We start from the raw sequence: 18,837 nt of genomic DNA on the forward strand, positions 1-18,837 counted from the left end.
GTCACGTCGTCGCCGGGGGCCCGGGATGATGTGGCCCGGTCGGCCGTCCCCGGTCAGCGCGGGGCGGCGAAGTCCTGCGTCCAGTACGGCCCGTTGCCGTTGGCCACCCCGACGCCGATCTCGGTGAACGCGCAGTTGAGGATGTTGGCCCGGTGACCGGGACTGTTCATCCAGGCGTCCATCACCGCGGCCGGGGTCGGCTGGTTCCAGGCGACGTTCTCACCGTAGGTGCGCCAGGCGTAGCCGGCCCGGTCCAGCCGCTGCCCGGCGTTGCTGCCGTCGCTGCCGGTGTGCGTCATGGTCTTGTGATCGGCCTGGTCCTGGCTGTGCTGCTGGGCGGCGAGGGTCAGCTTGGCGTCGACGGTGACGGCGGCGCAGCCGGCCTTGGCCCGCTCGGCGTTGACCAGATCGACGACCTGCTGGGTCTGGCTGCCCCCGCCGCCGCTGACCGCCGCCCGGGTGGTGGGGGGCGCGGCCGGGGCCACGCTGCCGGAGCCGCCCCGGGCGGTCTGCCGCGACGCCGCCTGGGTCCGGCTCGGGGTGGGCGTCGGCGTGGCGGTCCGGCTCGGTGACGGGCTCGCCGACGTCGGTGACGGGCTCGGCGACGCGCTGGGGGAGGCCGGGGCGCTGCTACTCGGGGCGGTGCCGGTGATGACGGGCGCGGTGGCCACCGGCTCGTCGAGGGCGGCCCGGTCGGTGTTCCCGTCGTCGTCGGGCAGCAGCACCGCGCCGATGCCGAGGCTCACCACCAGGGTCGCCGCCGCGGCGGCACCGCCGATGAGCACCGGACGTCGCGACCGCCGCCGGGTACGACCGGTCGCGGCCACCGCGTCGACCGGTCCGACCGTCGGGGTGGCCGCGGTGGCGTCCCGCAGGTCGGCACGCACCGGCCCGACGGCGGCCGGGTACGGCTGCCGGCCGTCGGGTCCGGCGGGCGCGTCGGCCCGGGGGGCGTCGGGCCCGACAGCCCGGTCCACCCCGTCGTGCCACGGCCCGGCCTGCGGCTGGGCCCACCGGTCGGCCCCGTCACCGGACCACGACCCGTCCGGCCGGTCCGGCCACGGCTCCTGCCGGTCCGGCCCGGCGGCCGGCTGGCCCTGCCATACGCCGGTCCGGTCGTCCGGCCCACCCTGCCACGGCTGGTCCGGCTCGCCGTGCCACGGCTGGTCCGGCTCGCCGTGTCCGGCCGGCCAGGTGCCGGGCTGCCCGTCCCGCCAGGAGGCGGCCTGCTCGTCCGGCCACCGGCCGGGCCGGTCGTCCCGCGCGCTCTGCCAGGCCCCCGCCCGGTCGTGCTCGTCCCTCCAGGCCCCGGACTGGTCGCCCTGCTCGTCCTGCCAGGCTCCGGTCCGGTCGTGCTCGTCCCGCCAGGCCCCGGACTGGTCGCCCTGCTCGTCCTGCCAGGCTCCGGTCCGGTCGTCCCGCCATGCGCCGGCCGGGTCGCCCTGCCACTCGCCGGCCCGGTCGTCCTGCCAGGCACCGGCCCGGTCCTCCTGCCGTGTTCCGGCAGGTTCGTCCCGACCGTCCGACCACCGCCCGTCCCGCCACGCGTCTTCCTGGTGGGCGGCATTCCGGTCGTCCGGCCGGGCGGTGGTCTGCTCGACGGCGTCCCACTGCCCGGCGGGCCCGGCGTTCCAACGGCCGGTGGGTGCGTCCTGCCAGCCGGTCTGCCCGCCCTGCCACGGCTGACCGTCCGGTGCGTCGGTCCACCGGTCGGCGGCGGGCGGGGTGCCCCCGGCGGGTCCGGTCGCGGCGTCGGCCCCGGCGGGGCCCGGCTGCGCCGGTGCGTCCACGGCCGGGTCGTCGCCGAAGAGGTACGCCGAGCGGGGGGCGGGACGGTCGGTCAGCCAGGCCGGGTCGTCCGTCGACGGCTGCGGCCGTCGGTACGCGGCGTCCGGGTCGTTCGGGTCGGTCCAGCCGTACACGCCTGTCGCCTCCACGGGTCGCTTGCGGGCCGGGGTGACGCTACGGCGGCCACGGAACAGCAGCAATGTGGCTAAGGAAGAGTTAAGGAGGGACGACCGTCCAGGGTCACCGTACCTGTCCGGGAAGGCGTAGAGTCAAGGAGTCCGGACAGAGAGTGTCCGAGCCTTGCGGCCCCCTCGGCAAGTGCACAGGGCAGACGTGGAGATGATCTACGGCCTGCGAGAACTTGACGAACGAGGGGTTATCGCTCAATATGTAGGTGTCGCCAGTCGCGCCCAGCCACGCCCGGATTCCGATGGCCTGGTAGTAGTCGCGAACACGAAATGGGCGCGCGTTGGCCGGCTTTTCCGGCAGCGCATATCAAGGAGTCAGCATGGCGAAGGCCCTCTACGGCCACGTAGGTGCAGCGCCCGACCGGCGTCTGCTCGACGAGGTCACCCGACTGCGTTCCAGGGTCCAGGCCCTGGAGTTCGAGATCACGCGCCTGCGTGCCGACAACGATCGGCTCGCGGCGGCTGCGGCGGAGGTGGACGACCTCCTCCGGCTGGCCGAGCCGGCGCTCACCTGATCGTCGGGTACGCAGAAAACTGAACAGCACCACCGCGAAAAAGCGCGCCGACACTTTCGTGCCGGCGCGCAGTGCTGTCCGCCACACATTTCTCCGCTCACCAATTCACGATCTTGCGAACCGATGTGGCGTGGGCCACCCCGATCAATTCCACCCACCGCACGGCGGTCGGCCGGCGGTGCCGGGGCGGGTCGCGTGCCGGTCGTCGCGTACCCACGGGTTAGTCTGCGGGTTCACCAGGTCCGCGCAGCCCGCGACGCCTGCGGTGGCCACCGGACGAGGATCGGACAGGTGCATCTCAAGAGTCTGACGGTGAAGGGGTTCAAGTCCTTCGCCTCCGCCACGACGTTGAAGCTGGAGCCCGGGATCACCTGCGTGGTCGGCCCGAACGGCTCCGGCAAGTCCAACGTCGTCGACGCGATCGCCTGGGTGCTGGGCGAGCAGGGCGCCAAGGCGCTGCGCGGCGGCAAGATGGAGGACGTTATCTTCGCCGGCACCGCCGGCCGGGCACCGCTGGGCCGGGCCGAGGTCACCCTCACCATCGACAACACCGACGGCGCGCTGCCGATCGAGTACACCGAGGTGTCCATCACCCGCCGGATGTTCCGCTCCGGCGAGAGCGAGTACGAGATCAACGGCGACTCCTGCCGGCTGCTCGACATCCAGGAGCTGCTCAGCGACTCCGGCATCGGCCGGGAGATGCACATCATCGTCGGCCAGGGCCGGCTCGACGGCATGCTGCACGCCAAGCCGGAGGACCGCCGCTCGTTCATCGAGGAGGCGGCCGGGGTCCTCAAGCACCGCAAGCGCAAGGAGAAGGCGCTGCGGAAGCTCGACGCGATGCAGACGAACCTCAACCGGCTGACCGACCTCACCGCCGAGCTGCGCCGTCAGCTCAAGCCGCTGGGCCGCCAGGCCGAGGTGGCCCGGCGGGCCGCCGCCATCCAGGCCAACCTGCGCGACGCCCGGCTCCGGCTGCTCGCCGACGACCTGCACACCCTGCGGGCCACCCTCGACAAGGAGATCGCCGACGAGACGGCGCTGCGCCAGCGGCGCGAACAGATCGAGGGCGAACACGCCGAGGTCCAGGGCCGCCTCGGCGAGCTGGAGGCCGCGCTCGCCGAGGACGCGCCGCTGCTCGCCGCCGCCCAGGACACCTGGTACAAGCTCTCCGCGCTCTCCGAACGGTTCCGCTCGGTGGAACAGGTGGCCCGGGAACGGCTGCGCCACCTCAGCGCCACCGGCGACGACGAGCGCCCCGGCCGCGACCCCGACCAGTTGGAGGCCGAGTCGCAGCGGGTCCGCGAGCAGGAGGAGGAGCTGCGCGGGGCGCTCACCGACGACCAGATCCGGCTCGCCGAGGCCGTCGAGCACCGGCAGGAGCTGGAACGCCAGCTCGCCGCCGCCGAACGGGAACTGGTCACCGCCGCCAAGGCGATCGCCGACCGGCGGGAGGGGCTGGCCCGGCTGACCGGGCAGGTCAACTCGGCGCAGGCGCGGACCACCAGCGCCGGTGAGGAGATCGAGCGGCTCGCCGCCGCCCACGCCGACGCCCTGGCCCGCGCCGACCAGGCCCAGGCGGAGCTGGACGCGGTCGCCGAACAGTCCACCGAGGCCGACCGGGACAACGCCGAACTCGACGACCGGCACGCCGAGGCGGTGGCCGCCCACGAGCGGGCGCAGGCCACCGTCCGGGCGCTGGCCGACACCGAGCGGGCCGCCGAGAAGGACGCCGCGACGTGGAAGGCCCGCGAGGAGGCGCTCGCCCTGGGGCTGCGCCGCAAGGACGGTGCCGGGGCGCTGCTCGCCCGCGCCGACGAGGTGCCCGGCCTGCTGGGCAGCCTGGCCGGGTTGCTCACCGTCGCCGCCGGCCACGAGGCGGCGCTCGCCGCGGCGCTCGGCGGGCTGGCCGACGCGGTCGCGGTCACCGGTGTCGACGAGGCCGTCGAGGCGATGCGGCTGCTGAAGATCTCCGACGCCGGCCGGGCCGGCCTGCTGGTCGGCAGCCCCGCCGGCCCCGGCATGACCGGCTCCGCCGACGCGCTGCGCCCCCGGCTCCCGGAGACCGCCCGGTGGGCGCCGGACCTGGTGGAGTGCGCCCCCGAGCTGCGTCCCGCCGTACACCGGGCGCTGCGCGACGTGGCGGTGGTCGACGACCTCGCCGCCGCCGCCGAGCTGGTCGCCGGCAACCCGGAGCTGCGCGCGGTCACCCCGGACGGTGACGTGGTCGGGGCGTACGCGGCGGCCGGCGGGTCGGCCAAGGCGGCCAGCTTCATCGAGGTGCAGGCCGCCGTGGAGGAGGCCCGCACCAACCGGCACACCGCCGAGCGGACGGCCGCCGAGCTGCGCGACCAGCTCGTCGACGCCCGGGCCGAGGTGGCCGCCGCGAAGGAGGCGGTGCAGCACGCCGCCGCCGCCAAACGGGAGGCGGAGAGCCATCGCAACGCCGCCGCCCGTCGGCTGGCCGAGCTGGGTGCGGCGGCCCGGTCGGCGAAGGCGGAGACCGACCGGCTCGGCGAGAGCCGTTCCCGCGCCGAGGCGGCCCGGGAACGCGACCTGGCCGCCCTCGCCGAGCTGGCGGAACGGCTGCGGCTCGCCGAGGACACCCCGATCGACGCGGAACCCTCCACCGAGGAACGGGACCAGCTCGCCGCGATGGTGCCCCGGGCCCGGCAGAACGAGATGGAGGTCCGCCTCGCGGTGCGTACCGCCGAGGAGCGGGTCGCCTCGATCGCCGGCCGGGCCGACTCGCTGGCCCGGCAGGCGACCGCCGAGCGGGCGGCCCGGGAGCGGGCGGCGGCGCGGCGGGCGGCCCGGACCCGGGGCGCGGCGATCGCCCGCGCCGTGGTCGGTGGGGCCCGCGAGGCGCTGACCCGGCTCGGCACCTCCATCGCGCGGGCCGAGGAGCACCGCGACGCGGTCGCCCGGGAGCGCGCCGCCCGGGAGGCCGAGCTCCAGGAGGTACGCGGCGCGGCGAAGCGGCTCGGCGCGGAGCTTGCGCGGTTGACCAGCCAGGTGCACCGGGACGAGGTGGCCCGCGCCGAGCAGCGGCTGCGCATCGAGCAGTTGGAGGCCAAGGCCGCCGAGGACTTCGGCCTGGACGTGGAGACCCTGGTCGCCGAGTACGGCCCGACCCAGCCCGTCCCGCCGACCCCGGTGGACGTGGCGGCGGCCGAACGCGACGGCCTGCCGGTGCCCGAGCTGGTCCGCTACGAGCGCCCGGTGCAGGAGAAGCGGGCCGCCAAGGCGGAACGGGAACTGGCCCTGCTCGGCAAGGTCAACCCGCTCGCGCTGGAGGAGTTCGCCGCCCTGGAGGAGCGCTTCAAGTTCCTCTCCGAGCAACTGGAGGACCTCAAGGCCACCCGACGTGACCTGCTCACCGTGGTCAAGGACGTCGACGAGCGCATCCTGGAGGTCTTCGCCAGCGCGTTCGCCGACACGGCCCGCGAGTTCGAGCAGGTCTTCACGGTCCTGTTCCCCGGTGGTGAGGGCCGGTTGATCCTCACCGAGCCGGACGACCTGCTCACCACGGGCGTGGAGGTGGAGGCCCGGCCGCCCGGCAAGAAGATCAAACGGCTGTCGCTGCTCTCCGGCGGCGAGCGGTCGCTGACCGCCGTGGCGATGCTGGTGGCGATCTTCCGGGCCCGACCCAGCCCGTTCTACATCATGGACGAGGTGGAGGCGGCCCTCGACGACGTGAACCTGGGCCGCCTGATCACCCTGCTGGCCCAGTTGCGGGAGAAGAGCCAGTTGATCGTCATCACCCACCAGAAGCGGACCATGGAGATCGCCGACGCGCTCTACGGCGTGACCATGCGCAGCGGGGTCACCCAGGTGATCAGCCAACGGCTCAACCGGACCGACGCCGAGCGGTCCGACGGACACGAGGAGAATCACTAGTGGCACGGCAACGGCCGACGGCGCTCCTGCTCGACTTCGACGGCGTGCTGCGGCACTGGGACCCGGCGGTGGCCGCCGACGTCGAACGGGAGTACGGCCTCGCCGCCGGGGTGCTCGGCGAGATCGCCATGCACTGGGGGCGGCTGCAACCGGTGCTGACCGGTCAGGTCAGCCACGCCGACTGGATGTCCAGTGTGGCCGACGCGCTGAGCGACTCGGTCGGGCCGCAGCGGGCCCGCGCGGCCGTGGAGCAGTGGCAGCGCTACCGGGGCGAGGTCGACGCCGACGTGCTGGCCTTCGTCCGCGAGGCGCGGGCGGGCGGCATCCGGGTCGGGCTGGGCACCAACGCCACCGACCTGCTCGACACCGACCTCGCCGAGCTGGGCCTGGTCGGCGAGCTGGACGTGGTGGTCAACTCCTCGGTCGTCGGGGTGCACAAGCCGGCGAAGGAGTACTTCCAGGCCGCCTGTGCCGCCCTGGAGACCCCGCCCGCCCGGGTGCTCTTCGTCGACGACGAGGACTGGGCGATCCGGGGGGCGCGGGCGGCGGGGCTGTCGGCGTACCGGTGGAGCGGGCCGGAGGGGCTGCGTTACCTGCGGGCGGCGCTGGCCCACTGAACCCCGGCCTGGCCGAGCGGCGGGGTCACTCGCCGGTGACGCCGTCGAGGCGTTCCCGGATCAGGTCGGCGTGGCCGTTGTGCCGGGCGTACTCCTCGATCAGGTGCAGGTAGACCCAGCGCAGGCTGAAGGTCCGATGCTGGGGGCCGACCTCGGTGAACGTCTCGTCGAGCGAGCGGCCGGCGGTGGCGGCCCGGGCCAGGGCGACCTGCTCGTGGTAGGTGGCGAAGTCGGCCTCGGCGTCGGCGTGACTGACGTCGAGGTCGGCGCGTGGGTCGTCCACGGACCCGTACGGGTAGTCGACCTGTTGCCCGGCGAAGTTCTCCCGGAACCACCAGGACTCCACCTCGCCCAGATGCCGGACCAGGCCGAGCAGGGTCAGCCCGGACGGTTCCACGCTCGGGGTGCGCAACTGCCCGGCCGTCAACCCGGCGCACTTGAGCAGCAGGGTCTGCCGGTGGTAGTCGAGCCAGCTCTCCAGCATGGGCCGCTCGTCGCCGACGGGAAGTTCCGGGTTCCGGGTGATCTCCGGTGCTCGCCAGGTCATGGCCGGCATCCTCGCCGACCGGTCCGACATTCCCCGGGCCCCGCCCCGGTCAGGGGACGACGAGGACCGGCCAGCGGCCGGTGCGGACCAGGCGGGTGGCGACGGAACCGACGAGCCGGTGCCCGGCCTGCTCGGAGGAGCCGACCACCACCAGGTCCGCCCGGGACTCGTCGGCCGCCGCCCGCAGCTCGGTGTACGCGTCCCCGCGCCGGCACAGGAACGTCACCGGCAGCCCCAGTTCCTCCGCGCCCCGGCGGCACTCCTGCCGCAGTTCGTCGGCGAGTTCGTCGTGGGTCTGCTGGACCGCCCCGGCCACCACCCCCGGCATGAGGGACACGTAGCCGGCCGGGGCACTGACGAAGACCACCACCAGCGCGGCGCCCTGCCTGCGGGCCAGCCCCGCCGCGTACGACGCGGCACGCAGCGAGGTCCGGGTGCCGTCGACGCCGACCAGCACCACCCGGGGCCCGTCGGTGCCCCGCTCGAACTCCAGCGGGCGGGCCTGCGGGCCGTACTGCTCACGCTCGACGGGGGTGCTCACCGGTCAGTCCCGGGTCCCGGTGCGGACCACCGCCGCCCCGCCGCCCGCCGCGACGGCGGACTCCTGCGCGACGGTCTCGGTGACGGCGTCCCCGGTGTGCTGGCGCAGCGGGATCTCCTTGATGAAGATCACCGCGATCAGGGCGATCAGCCCGAACGGGGCGGCGGCCAGGAAGATGTCGCCGGCGCCGTGGCCGTAGGCGCTCTCCACCACGATCCGGATCGGGCCCGGCAGGGTGTGCACGTCGGGCAGGACGCCGCCGCTGCCCGAGCCTGAGGCCGGGATGCCCAGCGCGGTGAGGCCGTCGGCGATGTAGTCCTTGACCCGGTGGCCGAGGACCGCGCCGAGCACGGACACGCCGACCGCGCCGCCGAGGCTGCGGAAGAACGCCACCACCGAGCTGGCCGCGCCGAGTTCGTGGGTGCTGACGGTGTTCTGCACGGCGAGGACGAGGTTCTGCATGGTCATGCCGAGCCCGAGGCCGATCAGCGCCATGTAGACGGCGAGGTGCCAGTACGGGGTGTCGTAGCGGATCGTGCCCATCAGTGCGAATCCGGCGGTGAGCAGCGCGGAACCGGCGACCAGGTAGCGCTTCCAACGGCCGGTCCGGGTGATGATCCGGCCGACGACGACGGAGGAGACCAGCAGGCCGAGGATCATCGGCATGGTCATCAGGCCGGACATGGTCGGACTCTCGCCCCGGCTGATCTGGAAGTACTGACCCAGGAAGACCGATGCGCCGAACATGCCCACGCCGACGGCGATGCTGGCGACGACGGCGAGGGTGATGGTGCGGTTGCGGAACAGCCTCGGCGGGATCATCGGCTCGCTGGCCCGGTTCTCCACCCGGATGGCGAGCGTGCCGAGCACGACTGCGCCGGTCACCATGACGGCGCTCTGCCAGGAGATCCAGTCGTACTTGTCGCCGGCCAGGGTGACCCAGATCAGCAGCAGCGACACGGCGGCGGTGATCAGCGTCGCGCCCCACCAGTCGATCTTCACCTGACGCCTGACGACCGGCAGGTGCAGGGTCTTCTGGAGCACCACCAGGGCGGCGATGGCGAACGGCACGCCGACGTAGAAGCACCAGCGCCAGCCGAGCCAGGAGGTGTCGACGATGACGCCGCCGATCAGCGGGCCGCCGATGGTGCCGACGGCCATCACCGCGCCGAGGTAGCCGCTGTACCGGCCGCGCTCGCGGGGCGCGATCATCGTCGCCATGATCACCTGGGCCAGGGCGGTGAGGCCGCCGGCCCCGACGCCCTGGAGCACCCGGCAGGCGATGAGCTGTTCGGTGGACTGGGACAGCCCGGCCAGCACGGAGCCCAGCACGAAGATGGCCAGGGAGAGCTGGACCAGGATCTTCTTGCTGGTCAGGTCGGCGAGCTTGCCCCAGATCGGGGTGGTCGCGGTGGTCGCCAGCAGGGTCGAGGTGACCACCCAGGTGTAGGCGGACTGACCGCCCTTGAGCTCGGTGATGATCCGCGGCAGCGCGTTGGAGACGACCGTGGAGGAGAGGATCGCGACGAACATGCCCAGCAGCAGTCCGGAGAGGGCCTCCAGGATCTGCCGGTGGGTCATCTCGACGCCGGTCGCCCGGGTGGGCGCTGTCGCCTGGGTCATCGTCGCTGCCTCCGCTGGTGGTGAAAAGGGTGCCTCGGGCAACCGTAAGTGTTCGTTGCCTCAAGCAACAACCGGACGTGACGTGGCTCTATTCCCCCCGACCTGGGGCACGACGCCGCCCGACCCGGGGCGCGGCCAGGTTCAGAAGGTCTCGTTGAACCGGTGCATCAGGCGGGCGAACTCCTCGACGTCCCGCTTCGGCCAGGTCTCCATCGACCTGTTGATCTGGTCCATCCGGGCCGACCGGGCCGCGTCGAAGCGCCGGGTGCCCTCCTCGGTCAGCCGCAGCTGCGCCGCCCGCCGGTCGACCGGGTCCGGGTCGCGGCGCACCAGGCCCAACGCCTCCAGCCCCTGGATCTGCCGGCTCAGCGTGCCCTTACCGATACCCAACTGGGCGGCCAGGTCGGTCAGCCGGGTCGACCCGGACCGGCGCAGCCACAGCAGCAGGCCGTACGCGTTGGGCTCCAGGTTGGGATGCACCTCCCGGGCGATCTCCCAGGACAGCGCCCGGCCCCGGCGCAGCAGCGCGGTCAGTTCGTGCTCCAGCACGCGCAGCGTCTCCGGCAGATGATCGTCCACGGCACGAGGGTACGTGGCGCGCGTCACTTCGCCGAGGAGAGTCGTTGCCGGGCCACCTCACGCAGGTGCCCGTCGCTGGTGGTGCCCTCGATCAGCACCACCGCCTCCCGCCCGGTGTGCCGCAACGTGCTCACCGCGTTGCCGAAGTACGGGCCGGCGAGCTTCTTCCAGCGCACCGTCGGGCGGCGTACCCCGGCGGAGCGGGCCAGTGCCCGGGTGGCCGCCGCCGGCCCCGCGCTCCAGCCCAGCTTCATCAGCGGGCGCATCGCCGCCGGCACCTGGTTGTGGATCGGGGAACAGGTGAGCTGGTGCACCGGGGTGCGGACCGCCGGGTCGTCGAACCGGGCGCGGGCCACGTACGAGTGGTGCACGTCGCCGGAGAGCACGCTGATCGACGCCGGCGCCGGGTACGCGGGCCCCGCGCCGACCCGGTCCCCGGTGCTGCCCGGGTCGCCGCTGCCCAGCCGCACGAACAGCGCCCCGAGGGCGTCGAACGAGCGGCGGAACGCGGCCCAGTGCTCCAGGTCCAGCGCCCGGCGCAGCTTCTCGGCCAGCCCGGCGACCCACGGCCTGCCCGAGTCGGCCAGCTTCTCGTTCCACGCCTCCACGTGGTGGATGCCCGGCGGCAGCAGCCAGGGCAGCGACGCGCCGACCACCAGGTGGTCGTAGACCCCGTGGGCCCGGTCCAGGAACCAGGACCACTCGCCGGCCGGCAGCATCGACCGGGCACCCGGTTCGAGCACCCGGCTGCACCTGTTGTCCAGCATGACCAGCCGGGTCCGGCCCAGGTCCAGCGCGTAGCTCCACTGGTACTGCACGGCCCGCCAGCGCTCGGTGTCGTGTGCCTCGTCGGCCTCCCTGTCGACCCGTTCGCCGAACTCGCGCAGCACGGTGGTGGCGTCCTCGGCGGCGACCACCTTGGCGTAGAGCGGGTCGGCGGCGATCTCGTCCGGGGCGAGGTTGCCCAGGTGCTGGTAGACCCAGTAGGAGGCCAGGCCGCTGCGGATCCGCTCGGCCCACCAGGCCTGCCGGCGCATGTCGGCCCGCCACGACTTCGAGGTGTTCCAGTCGTCGATCACCTCGTGGTCGTCGAAGATCATCACGCTGGGCACGGTGGAGAGCAGCCAGCGGATCTCCGGGTCGCGCCAGGACTCCAGGTAGAGCTTGGTGTACTCGTCGAAGCTGACCACCTGGTCGGCCGGGGCGTCCTTCGGACGCCGCCGACGCCGCTTGAGCAGCCGCCTGACCGTGGGCGAGGTGACGTCGGCGTAGACCTGGTCACCGAGCAGCACCAGCAGGTCGGGCAGGTCGTCCGGGTCGGGCGCGGCCATCAGCCGCCGGGCGTACGCGTCCAGCGCGTCCGGGGGCAGCTTGCGGGTGGTGTTGTGCTGGGTGGTCTCCCGGCACGACCCGAAGATCAGGCTGACCGGCTGGTCCCGGTCGTCGGCCGCCCTGGTCCGGATCACGCTGGGCGGGAACCCGTCGCGGGCCACCGGCCAGACCAGCTCGTCGTCGACCAGCACCTCGTAGGTGGTGGCGTGGTCCGGGGTGAGCCCCTCCACCACCACCAGCGCGTAGTGGTGGTCGTACGCGGAGAAGGTCGGCGCGGAGCCGGTGGCACCGTGCGCCGTGCGGACGGTGACCACCGCGGGCCCGCCGGTCTCCACCCACACCGTCGCCCGGGTGCCGACCACCCGGCGCAGCAACGGGCCGATGAGCAGGCGTGGCTCGGGCATGGGTGGCACCTCCGAGGAGAAGACGGTTCAGCTCTGCTACCCCGCGGGCGGGTGGGTCACCCCCGGCAGCGGCGAGCGTACCCGCAGCTCGCCCGGGTCTGGAGGCGGTGAGTGGGACGCGGTCGTCGGCATCTGACAGGATTTCGGCATGACGGACTACCTCCTCGTCGCACTGGCCCTGCTCGGCGTGCTGATCCTCGGCGGCCTCGGCCTGGTCGTGCCCCGGCTGCGTCGGCGTGCCGCACCCCCGCTGCCGCAGACCGAGGTCGACACCCGGGCCGAGGAGGACCTGGCCGGGCCACCCGTCGAGGCGGCCGAGTCCGACCTCTCCACCGGCGTGCTGGTCGAGCCGCCGGTGGCGACGGCCCCGCCGCTGGAGGTCCCCGAGCCGACCGCCGGCCGGCTGGTCCGGCTGCGATCCCGGCTGGCCCGCTCGCAGAACGCCTTCGGCAAGGGCCTGCTCGGCCTGCTCGCCCGCGACCACCTCGACGAGGACGCCTGGGAGGAGATCGAGGACAGCCTGATCACCGCCGACGTCGGCATCGACGCCACCCGGGACATCGTCGACCGGCTCCGCGAGCGGACCCGGGTGCTCGGCACCCGCTCCGCCGGTGAGCTGCGCGACCTGCTCGCCGCCGAGCTGGTCAACGCGCTCGACCCGGGCCTGGACCGGTCACTGCGCACCACCGGCCGCGACGGCGTGCCGGCGGTGCTGCTGGTGGTCGGGGTCAACGGTGCCGGCAAGACCACCACCTGCGGCAAGATCGCCCGGGTGCTGGTCGCCGACGGGCGCTCGGTCACCCTCGGCGCGGCCGACACCTTCCGGGCCGCCGCCGCCGACCAGCTGGAGACCTGGGGCGGCCGGGTGGGCGCCGAGACGGTCCGGGGCGCGGAGGGCGCCGACCCGGCCAGCGTGGCCTTCGACGCGGTCCGCCGGGGCATCGACGCCGGCACGGACACCGTGCTCATCGACACCGCCGGCCGGTTGCAGAACAAGATCGGCCTGATGGACGAGCTGGGCAAGGTCAAGCGGGTGGTGGAGAAGCACGGCCCGATCGACGAGACGCTGCTGATCCTGGACGCCACCACCGGGCAGAACGGGCTGGAACAGGCCCGGGTGTTCACCGAGGTGGTGAACGTGACAGGGGTGGTGCTGACCAAGCTCGACGGGACGGCCAAGGGCGGCATCGTGATCGCCGTCCAGCGCAAGCTCGGCATCCCGGTCAAGCTGGTCGGTCTCGGCGAGGGCGCGGACGATCTGGCCCCGTTCGACCCGGCGCAGTTCGTCGACGCGCTGCTCGGCACCGAGCCGCTCGCCCGGGACGCGTAACCTCGCGGTGAGCAACGACGATCGCGCGTACGCCGGGTGGCGTGACCCCCGCCATGCGGCGCCGGGCCTGGGGAGACCGTACGTGACCTCGCAGGAGATCCCGCTGCACGGCGGGAACGTGAGCACCGTCGTCCGGGTCGGCGACACCGTCCGGCGCAACGCCGGCCCGTGGACGCCCTCGGTGCACGCCCTCCTGCGCCACCTGGAGTACGTCGGGTTCACCGGCGCTCCCCGGGCGCTGGGCATGGACGAGCGCAACCGGGAGGTGCTGTCCTACCTCGAAGGGGAGTGCGGGGAGTACCCGCTGGCCCCGCACTGGGTCACCGACGAGGCGCTGGTGACGGTGGCCACCATGCTGCGGATGTTCCACGACGCCCAGTACGGCTTCGCCCCGCCGCCCGGCGCGGTGTGGCGCTCGTTCGGGCCGCCGCCGCCGGACACCGAGGTGATCTGCCACCACGACGCCGCCCCGCACAACGTGATCTGGCGGCCGGACGGCACCCTCGGCCTGATCGACTTCGACCTCGCCTCGCCCGGGGCCCGGATCTACGACGTGGCGTACGCGGCGTGGACCTGGGTGCCGATCTTCGCCGACCGGGACTCGATCACGCTCGGCTGGAAGCACCCGGACCGGCCCCGCCGGCTGCGGTTGTTCGCCGACGCGTACGGGCTGATCCCCCGGGACCGGCACCGGCTGATCCGGACCATCCGCAAGCGGATCGTCGACCACGTGGAGGGCATCCGGCGGATGGCGGCGGCGGGGGAGCCGGCGTTCGTCCGGATCGTGCACAAGGGTCACCTCCGTCGCCCGATGCGCGACCTGCGCCTGCTCGACTACGAACGGCACACCCTGGAGTACGCCCTGCGCTGAGCGTGGGCTCCTCCTGCGTGCGGGGTCCCGGAACATCCCAGCGGTCGACCGCATCGGGGAAAGAGTGGCCGTTCGTTGCCGGAACGGCCACTCTTTCGTATCCGGGATTTCATGATCGAGGTTCTTCACACGCCGGAAACAACCCGTCACGTGTCGGAAATCGAGGGGTGTCGGTCCAGGAAACAGCAGCCGGCCAAGCTTCCGCGCAACCGGCGTACGGGCGACGCTGCCCCGGAAGCCGCGAAGGAGGGAACTTCACCTTTAGGAGGCCAGCGTGCCTGAAGCACCGACGATCGACGGCGGCAACACCGTTTGGCTGCTGGTTTCGACCGCTCTCGTGCTGCTCATGACCCCCGGACTGGCGCTGTTCTACGGCGGCCTCAACCGGGCCAAGGGCGTGCTCAACATGATGATGATGAGCTTCTCCGCCATCGGGCTCATCTCTGTTCTGTGGTGGTTCTACGGTTTCAGCATTGCTTTCGGGACCGACGTCAACGGTTTCTGGGGCGACCCCGGTGCGTACCTGGGCACCAAGACCTTCCTCGCCGAGACCGACCTGTGGGGCGCCACGGCGGAGAACCCCAGCGGCATCGGCGTCCCGCTGTACGTGTTCATGGCGTTCCAGATGGTCTTCGCGGTGATCACCGTCGCGCTGATCAGCGGCGCGATCTCCGACCGGGCCAAGTTCGGCGGCTGGCTGCTGTTCGCCTTCGGCTGGGCCACCCTGGTCTACTTCCCCGTCGCCCACTGGGTGTGGGGCGGCGGCATCATCGGCGCCAAGATCCACGCGCTCGACTTCGCCGGTGGTACCGCGGTGCACATCAACGCCGGTGCGGCGGCCCTCGCCGTCGCCCTGGTGCTCGGCAAGCGGCTCGGCTGGCCGCGTGAGGGCATGAAGCCGCACAACATCCCGCTGGTCGCGCTCGGCGCCGGCCTGCTGTGGTTCGGTTGGTTCGGCTTCAACGCCGGGTCGGAGCTGACCGTCGACTCGGTCGCCGGGCTGGCCTTCATCAACACCCAGCTCGCCACCGCCGCGGCGGTGCTCGGCTGGATCGCGGTGGAGTGGATCAAGGACAAGAAGCCGACCATGGTCGGTGCCTCGTCCGGTGCCGTCGCCGGTCTGGTCGCCATCACCCCGGCCTGCGGGTTCATCGCCCCCTGGGCGGCCGTCCTGCTCGGCATCGTCGCCGGTGTGGTCTGCGCCCTGGCCATCAGCCTGAAGTACAAGCTCGGCTACGACGACTCGCTCGACGTGGTTGGCGTGCACTTCGTCGGCGGCTGGATCGGCTCGCTGTGGCTCGGCCTGTTCGCCACCAACTCGGTCAACGCCGCGATCAGCGACGTGGTCGGCGCCTCCGACGGCCTGTTCTACGGCGGCGGTGTGACCCAGTTCGGCCGCCAGGCCCTCGCCGGCCTGATCGTGACCGCCTGGTCGTTCGGTGTCGCCTGGGTGCTCGCCTTCGTCATCGACAAGACCCTCGGCTTCCGGGTCAAGGCCGAGGACGAGGTCGAGGGCATCGACATCAGCGAGCACGCGGAGAGCGGTTACGACCTCTCCCCGAGCACCGGCGGTGCCGGTGGCGGGGCGTTCGCGATGGCCGGGATCACCCCGGGCGGCGCGAAGGCCTCCGAGCCGGCCGCCGCGCCGGTGGACGAGAAGGTCGCCGGTTAACGTTCGGAGAATGGAGGGCATGGACATGAAGCTGGTGACCGCGGTCATCAAGCCGTACCAACTGGACGCGGTGAAGGAGGCCCTGCACGCTCTCGGCGTTGCCGGCCTGACCGTCAGCGAGGTCCAGGGGTACGGGCGTCAGAAGGGGCACACCGAGGTCTACCGGGGTGCCGAGTACACGGTCGAGTTCCTGCCCAAGATCCGGGTCGAGGTGCTCACCGACGAGATGGACGTCGACAAGGTCGTCGACGCGATCGTGGCCGCCGCCCGTACCGGCAAGATCGGTGACGGCAAGGTCTGGGTGACCGGCGTGGAAGAGGTCGTCCGGGTCCGTACCGGCGAGCGCGGCCTCGACGCCCTGTAGGAGGACCTGTAGATGACCCCGTCGACCAGGAGGAACGCGTCGGACGACAGCACCGACGCAGGGACGGACCTCCTGGTCGACGGGGTCGTCGGGGTTCCCCCGGGCATCGGCGAACCGGCCCGGCTCGCCCGGGCCGGGGCGTTCGACGCCTGGCTGCACGGCCTGCTGCCGGCCCGGGAGGGCATCGCCCTGATCGCCGTCGGCGGCCTCGGCCGTCGGCAGTGCGCCCCCTACGGGGACCTCGACCTCGTGCTGCTGCACGCCGGGGTGCCCGGGGTGGACGAGTTGGCCGCCGCACTGTGGTACCCGATCTGGGACGCCGGGGTCCGGCTCGACCACTCCGTGCGGACCCTCGCCGAGGCGCTGTCGGTGGCCCAGGACGACGTCAAGGTCGCCCTGGCCCTGCTCGACGCCCGGTTCGTCGCCGGTGACCGGGCGCTGGCCGACACCCTCACCCGGACCGCCACCGACCACTGGCGGCGGACCGCCGTCCGCCAGCTGCCCGCCCTGCGGGAGATCACCGAGGTGCGCTGGCGTACCCACGGCGAACTGGCCTTCCTGCTCGAAGGCGACCTGAAGGAGGCCGCCGGCGGGCTGCGCGACGTGGGCATCCTGCGGGCCATCGCCACCGCCGGGATCACCGACGCGCTGCGTCCCGCCGTCCGCGCCGCCCACCTGCGGTTGCTGGACACCCGCGACGCCCTGCACCAGCAGGTGGGCCGCCGGGTCGACCGGCTGGTCGCCCAGGAACGCGCCGGGGTCGCCGCGCTGCTCGGCCTGCGCCAGTCGGCGGCCGAGGCCGCCGGGGCCGGGGCGCGGGCGGACTCCGGCGACGGTGACGCCCTGCTGCGTCGGGTGGCCGGCGACGCGCGCACCGTCAGCCACGCCCTCGACGACGCCTGGCGGGCCGCCGACCGGCTCCGCTCCGGCCGTCGCCGGGGCACCGACGGCCGACCGCTGCGCCGCCCGGTCGCCCGGGACGTGGTCGAGCACGACGGGGAGCTGGTGCTGGCCCGGACCGCCATCGGGGCCCGCCCCGACCCGAGCCTGTCGCTGCGGATCGCCGCCGCCGCGGCCACCCACCGGCTGCCGATCGCGCGGGCCACCTGCGAGTGGCTGGCCGCGTACTGCCCGCCGCTGCCCGCGCCCTGGCCGCCGGCCGCCCGGGCCGCGTTCGTCACGCTGCTCGGCGCCGGCCCCGGCCTGGTGCCCGCCTGGGAGACCTGCGACCGGTACGGCCTGATCGACGGCTGGCTGCCCGAGTGGACCCGGCTGCGCAGCCTGCCCCAGCACAACCCGGTGCACCGGTTCACCCTCGATCGGCACCTGGTGCAGGCCGCGTACGAGGCGAGCCGGCACACCCGCGACGTCGAGCGCCCCGACCTGCTGCTGATCGGCGCGTTCCTGCACGACATCGGCAAGGGGCTGGACGGCGACCACTCCACCGTCGGCGCGCCGCTGGCCGAGGCGGTGGCCACCCGGATCGGCCTGCCCGCCGAGGAGGCCGCGCTGATCGGCACGCTGGTCCGGCTGCACCTGCTCCTGCCCGACGTGGCGACCCGCCGCGACCTGTCCGACCCGAAGACGATCGCCGGGGTGGCCGAGCGGGTCGGCGACACCACCACGCTGGAACTGCTGCACGCCCTGGTGCTGGCCGACGCCGCCGCCACCGGCCCGGCCGCCTGGTCCGGCTGGAAGGGGCGGCTGATCGCCGAGTTGGTCGCCCGGGTGCGGACCACCCTGGACACCGGCGTGGTGCCCGCCCCGCCGGCCCCCGACCCGGCGCTGGTCTCCGGGCCACTGCCGGTCGTACACCTGACCGAGGACCGGGTGGCGGTGGCCGCGGCCGACCGGCGGGGGCTGCTCGCCACGGTCGCCGGTTGCCTGGCCCTGCACCGGCTGGAGGTGATCTCGGCGGACGCCGCCACGGTCGACGGCCGGGCCCTGGTCGAGTGCCTGGTGCAGCCGCGCTACGGGCTGGCCCCGGACCCGATCGCACTCAGCGCCGACCTGCGGCGCGCGGTCACCGGTGACGTCTCGGTGACCCAACGGCTGCGTGGCCGGGCGCTGGCCGCCCGCAGTGGGGGAGCGGCCCCCCGGGTCGTCTGGCACCGGGAGGCGGCCACCGACGCGGTCCTGCTGGAGCTGCGCGCCGCCGACGCCGCGGGCCTGCTCTACCGGGTCACCTGCGCGCTGGACGAGGCCGGGGCGCAGGTGCGCGCCGCCCGGATCTCCACCCTCGGCGGTGACGTGGTCGACGCGTTCTACCTGGTCGGTGGCTGGCCGTCGGACGAGCAGCGGGACCACATCGAGGCCGCCGTCCTCGCCGCCGTGTAGGACCGCGCCGGCCGGAGGCGACGCCGCCCGCACGTGGTGCCGGCGGACCTGCGGTGTGTCCGACGTCCACCGTCCGGGCCAGCGGGTGCGTCGTGGGCGTCGCCGCCGGCCGGCCCCGGGCACGGGCGCGTGGCGCGGCGCGCGGGGCCGGAGCGGGCGTGCGGCCGGCGGGCTACCCTAACGGTGGGCTGGACAGCCGGCCCGGCCGCACCTGTGCCCGCCGCTGACG

At 73.7% G+C, this 18,837-nt stretch carries 14 protein-coding genes; 8 read left to right on the top strand and 6 right to left on the bottom strand.

Features of this window, described 5'->3' with window-relative positions; genetic code table 11:
- Positions 1-53: 53 nt before the first annotated feature.
- The gene (locus tag ACN268_RS28810; RefSeq protein ID WP_421486138.1) at positions 54-1,988 is read right to left on the bottom strand and encodes a CAP domain-containing protein; all 1,935 of its coding nucleotides are present in this window, start codon (positions 1,986-1,988) and stop codon (positions 54-56) included.
- Positions 1,989-2,296: 308 nt separating this feature from the next.
- On the opposite strand from ACN268_RS28810, the gene ACN268_RS28815 reads away from it, so the two are divergent.
- The 3 genes from ACN268_RS28815 (at position 2,297) to ACN268_RS28825 (ending at position 7,008) form a co-directional block, all read left to right on the top strand.
- Positions 2,297-2,491 (top strand): hypothetical protein, encoded by a 195-nt coding sequence (locus ACN268_RS28815; RefSeq protein WP_067305353.1) that lies wholly within the window; start codon positions 2,297-2,299, stop codon positions 2,489-2,491.
- 291 nt (positions 2,492-2,782) lie between these two features.
- Positions 2,783-6,391 (top strand): chromosome segregation protein SMC, encoded by a 3,609-nt coding sequence (smc, locus tag ACN268_RS28820; RefSeq protein ID WP_421486139.1) that lies wholly within the window; start codon positions 2,783-2,785, stop codon positions 6,389-6,391.
- Positions 6,391-7,008, top strand: coding sequence for an HAD family hydrolase (locus ACN268_RS28825; RefSeq protein ID WP_421486141.1), 618 nt, complete (start codon positions 6,391-6,393; stop codon positions 7,006-7,008). Before smc ends, ACN268_RS28825 begins: the two co-directional genes overlap by 1 nt.
- Before the next feature lie 25 nt (positions 7,009-7,033).
- Here ACN268_RS28825 and ACN268_RS28830 read toward each other — a convergent pair whose 3' ends face one another.
- The 5 genes from ACN268_RS28830 to ACN268_RS28850 all read right to left on the bottom strand — a co-directional run bounded on the left by ACN268_RS28830 (position 7,034) and on the right by ACN268_RS28850 (position 12,034).
- On the bottom strand, positions 7,034-7,555 hold the full coding sequence (locus tag ACN268_RS28830) for a DinB family protein (RefSeq protein WP_421486143.1): 522 nt from the start codon (positions 7,553-7,555) through the stop codon (positions 7,034-7,036).
- Between the two features lie 49 nt (positions 7,556-7,604).
- Positions 7,605-8,096, bottom strand: a complete 492-nt coding sequence (locus ACN268_RS28835) for a universal stress protein (protein ID WP_421486145.1) — start codon at positions 8,094-8,096, stop codon at positions 7,605-7,607.
- Positions 8,097-8,099: 3 nt separating this feature from the next.
- The gene (locus ACN268_RS28840) at positions 8,100-9,719 is read right to left on the bottom strand and encodes an MDR family MFS transporter (RefSeq protein ID WP_421486147.1); all 1,620 of its coding nucleotides are present in this window, start codon (positions 9,717-9,719) and stop codon (positions 8,100-8,102) included.
- A 141-nt stretch (positions 9,720-9,860) separates the two neighbouring features.
- A complete protein-coding gene (locus tag ACN268_RS28845; RefSeq protein ID WP_377682928.1) occupies positions 9,861-10,298 on the bottom strand; it encodes a MarR family winged helix-turn-helix transcriptional regulator in 438 nt (145 codons plus the stop codon).
- 23 nt (positions 10,299-10,321) lie between these two features.
- Entirely contained in the window at positions 10,322-12,034 is a 1,713-nt protein-coding gene (locus tag ACN268_RS28850; protein WP_421486148.1) for an alkaline phosphatase D family protein, read from the bottom strand.
- A 148-nt stretch (positions 12,035-12,182) separates the two neighbouring features.
- Here ACN268_RS28850 and ftsY point away from each other — a divergent pair, with 148 nt between their 5' ends.
- The 5 genes from ftsY (at position 12,183) to ACN268_RS28875 (ending at position 18,608) form a co-directional block, all read left to right on the top strand.
- Entirely contained in the window at positions 12,183-13,364 is a 1,182-nt protein-coding gene (gene ftsY, locus ACN268_RS28855; RefSeq protein ID WP_421486150.1) for a signal recognition particle-docking protein FtsY, read from the top strand.
- A 7-nt stretch (positions 13,365-13,371) separates the two neighbouring features.
- The gene (locus tag ACN268_RS28860) at positions 13,372-14,235 is read left to right on the top strand and encodes an aminoglycoside phosphotransferase family protein (protein WP_204923815.1); all 864 of its coding nucleotides are present in this window, start codon (positions 13,372-13,374) and stop codon (positions 14,233-14,235) included.
- 274 nt (positions 14,236-14,509) lie between these two features.
- Positions 14,510-15,907: an ammonium transporter gene (locus tag ACN268_RS28865; protein WP_204923816.1), complete on the top strand. Its 1,398-nt coding sequence runs from the start codon at positions 14,510-14,512 to the stop codon at positions 15,905-15,907.
- Between the two features lie 25 nt (positions 15,908-15,932).
- Positions 15,933-16,271 carry a P-II family nitrogen regulator gene (locus ACN268_RS28870; protein ID WP_067307311.1) on the top strand — a complete coding sequence of 113 codons (339 nt, stop codon included), beginning with the start codon at positions 15,933-15,935 and terminating at the stop codon, positions 16,269-16,271.
- A gap of 12 nt (positions 16,272-16,283) precedes the next feature.
- Positions 16,284-18,608, top strand: a complete 2,325-nt coding sequence (locus ACN268_RS28875) for a [protein-PII] uridylyltransferase (protein ID WP_421486152.1) — start codon at positions 16,284-16,286, stop codon at positions 18,606-18,608.
- Positions 18,609-18,837: the final 229 nt, after the last annotated feature.

This window comes from Micromonospora sp. WMMD735 (assembly GCF_049178995.1).
In the GTDB taxonomy this organism is placed as follows: domain Bacteria; phylum Actinomycetota; class Actinomycetes; order Mycobacteriales; family Micromonosporaceae; genus Micromonospora; species Micromonospora wenchangensis.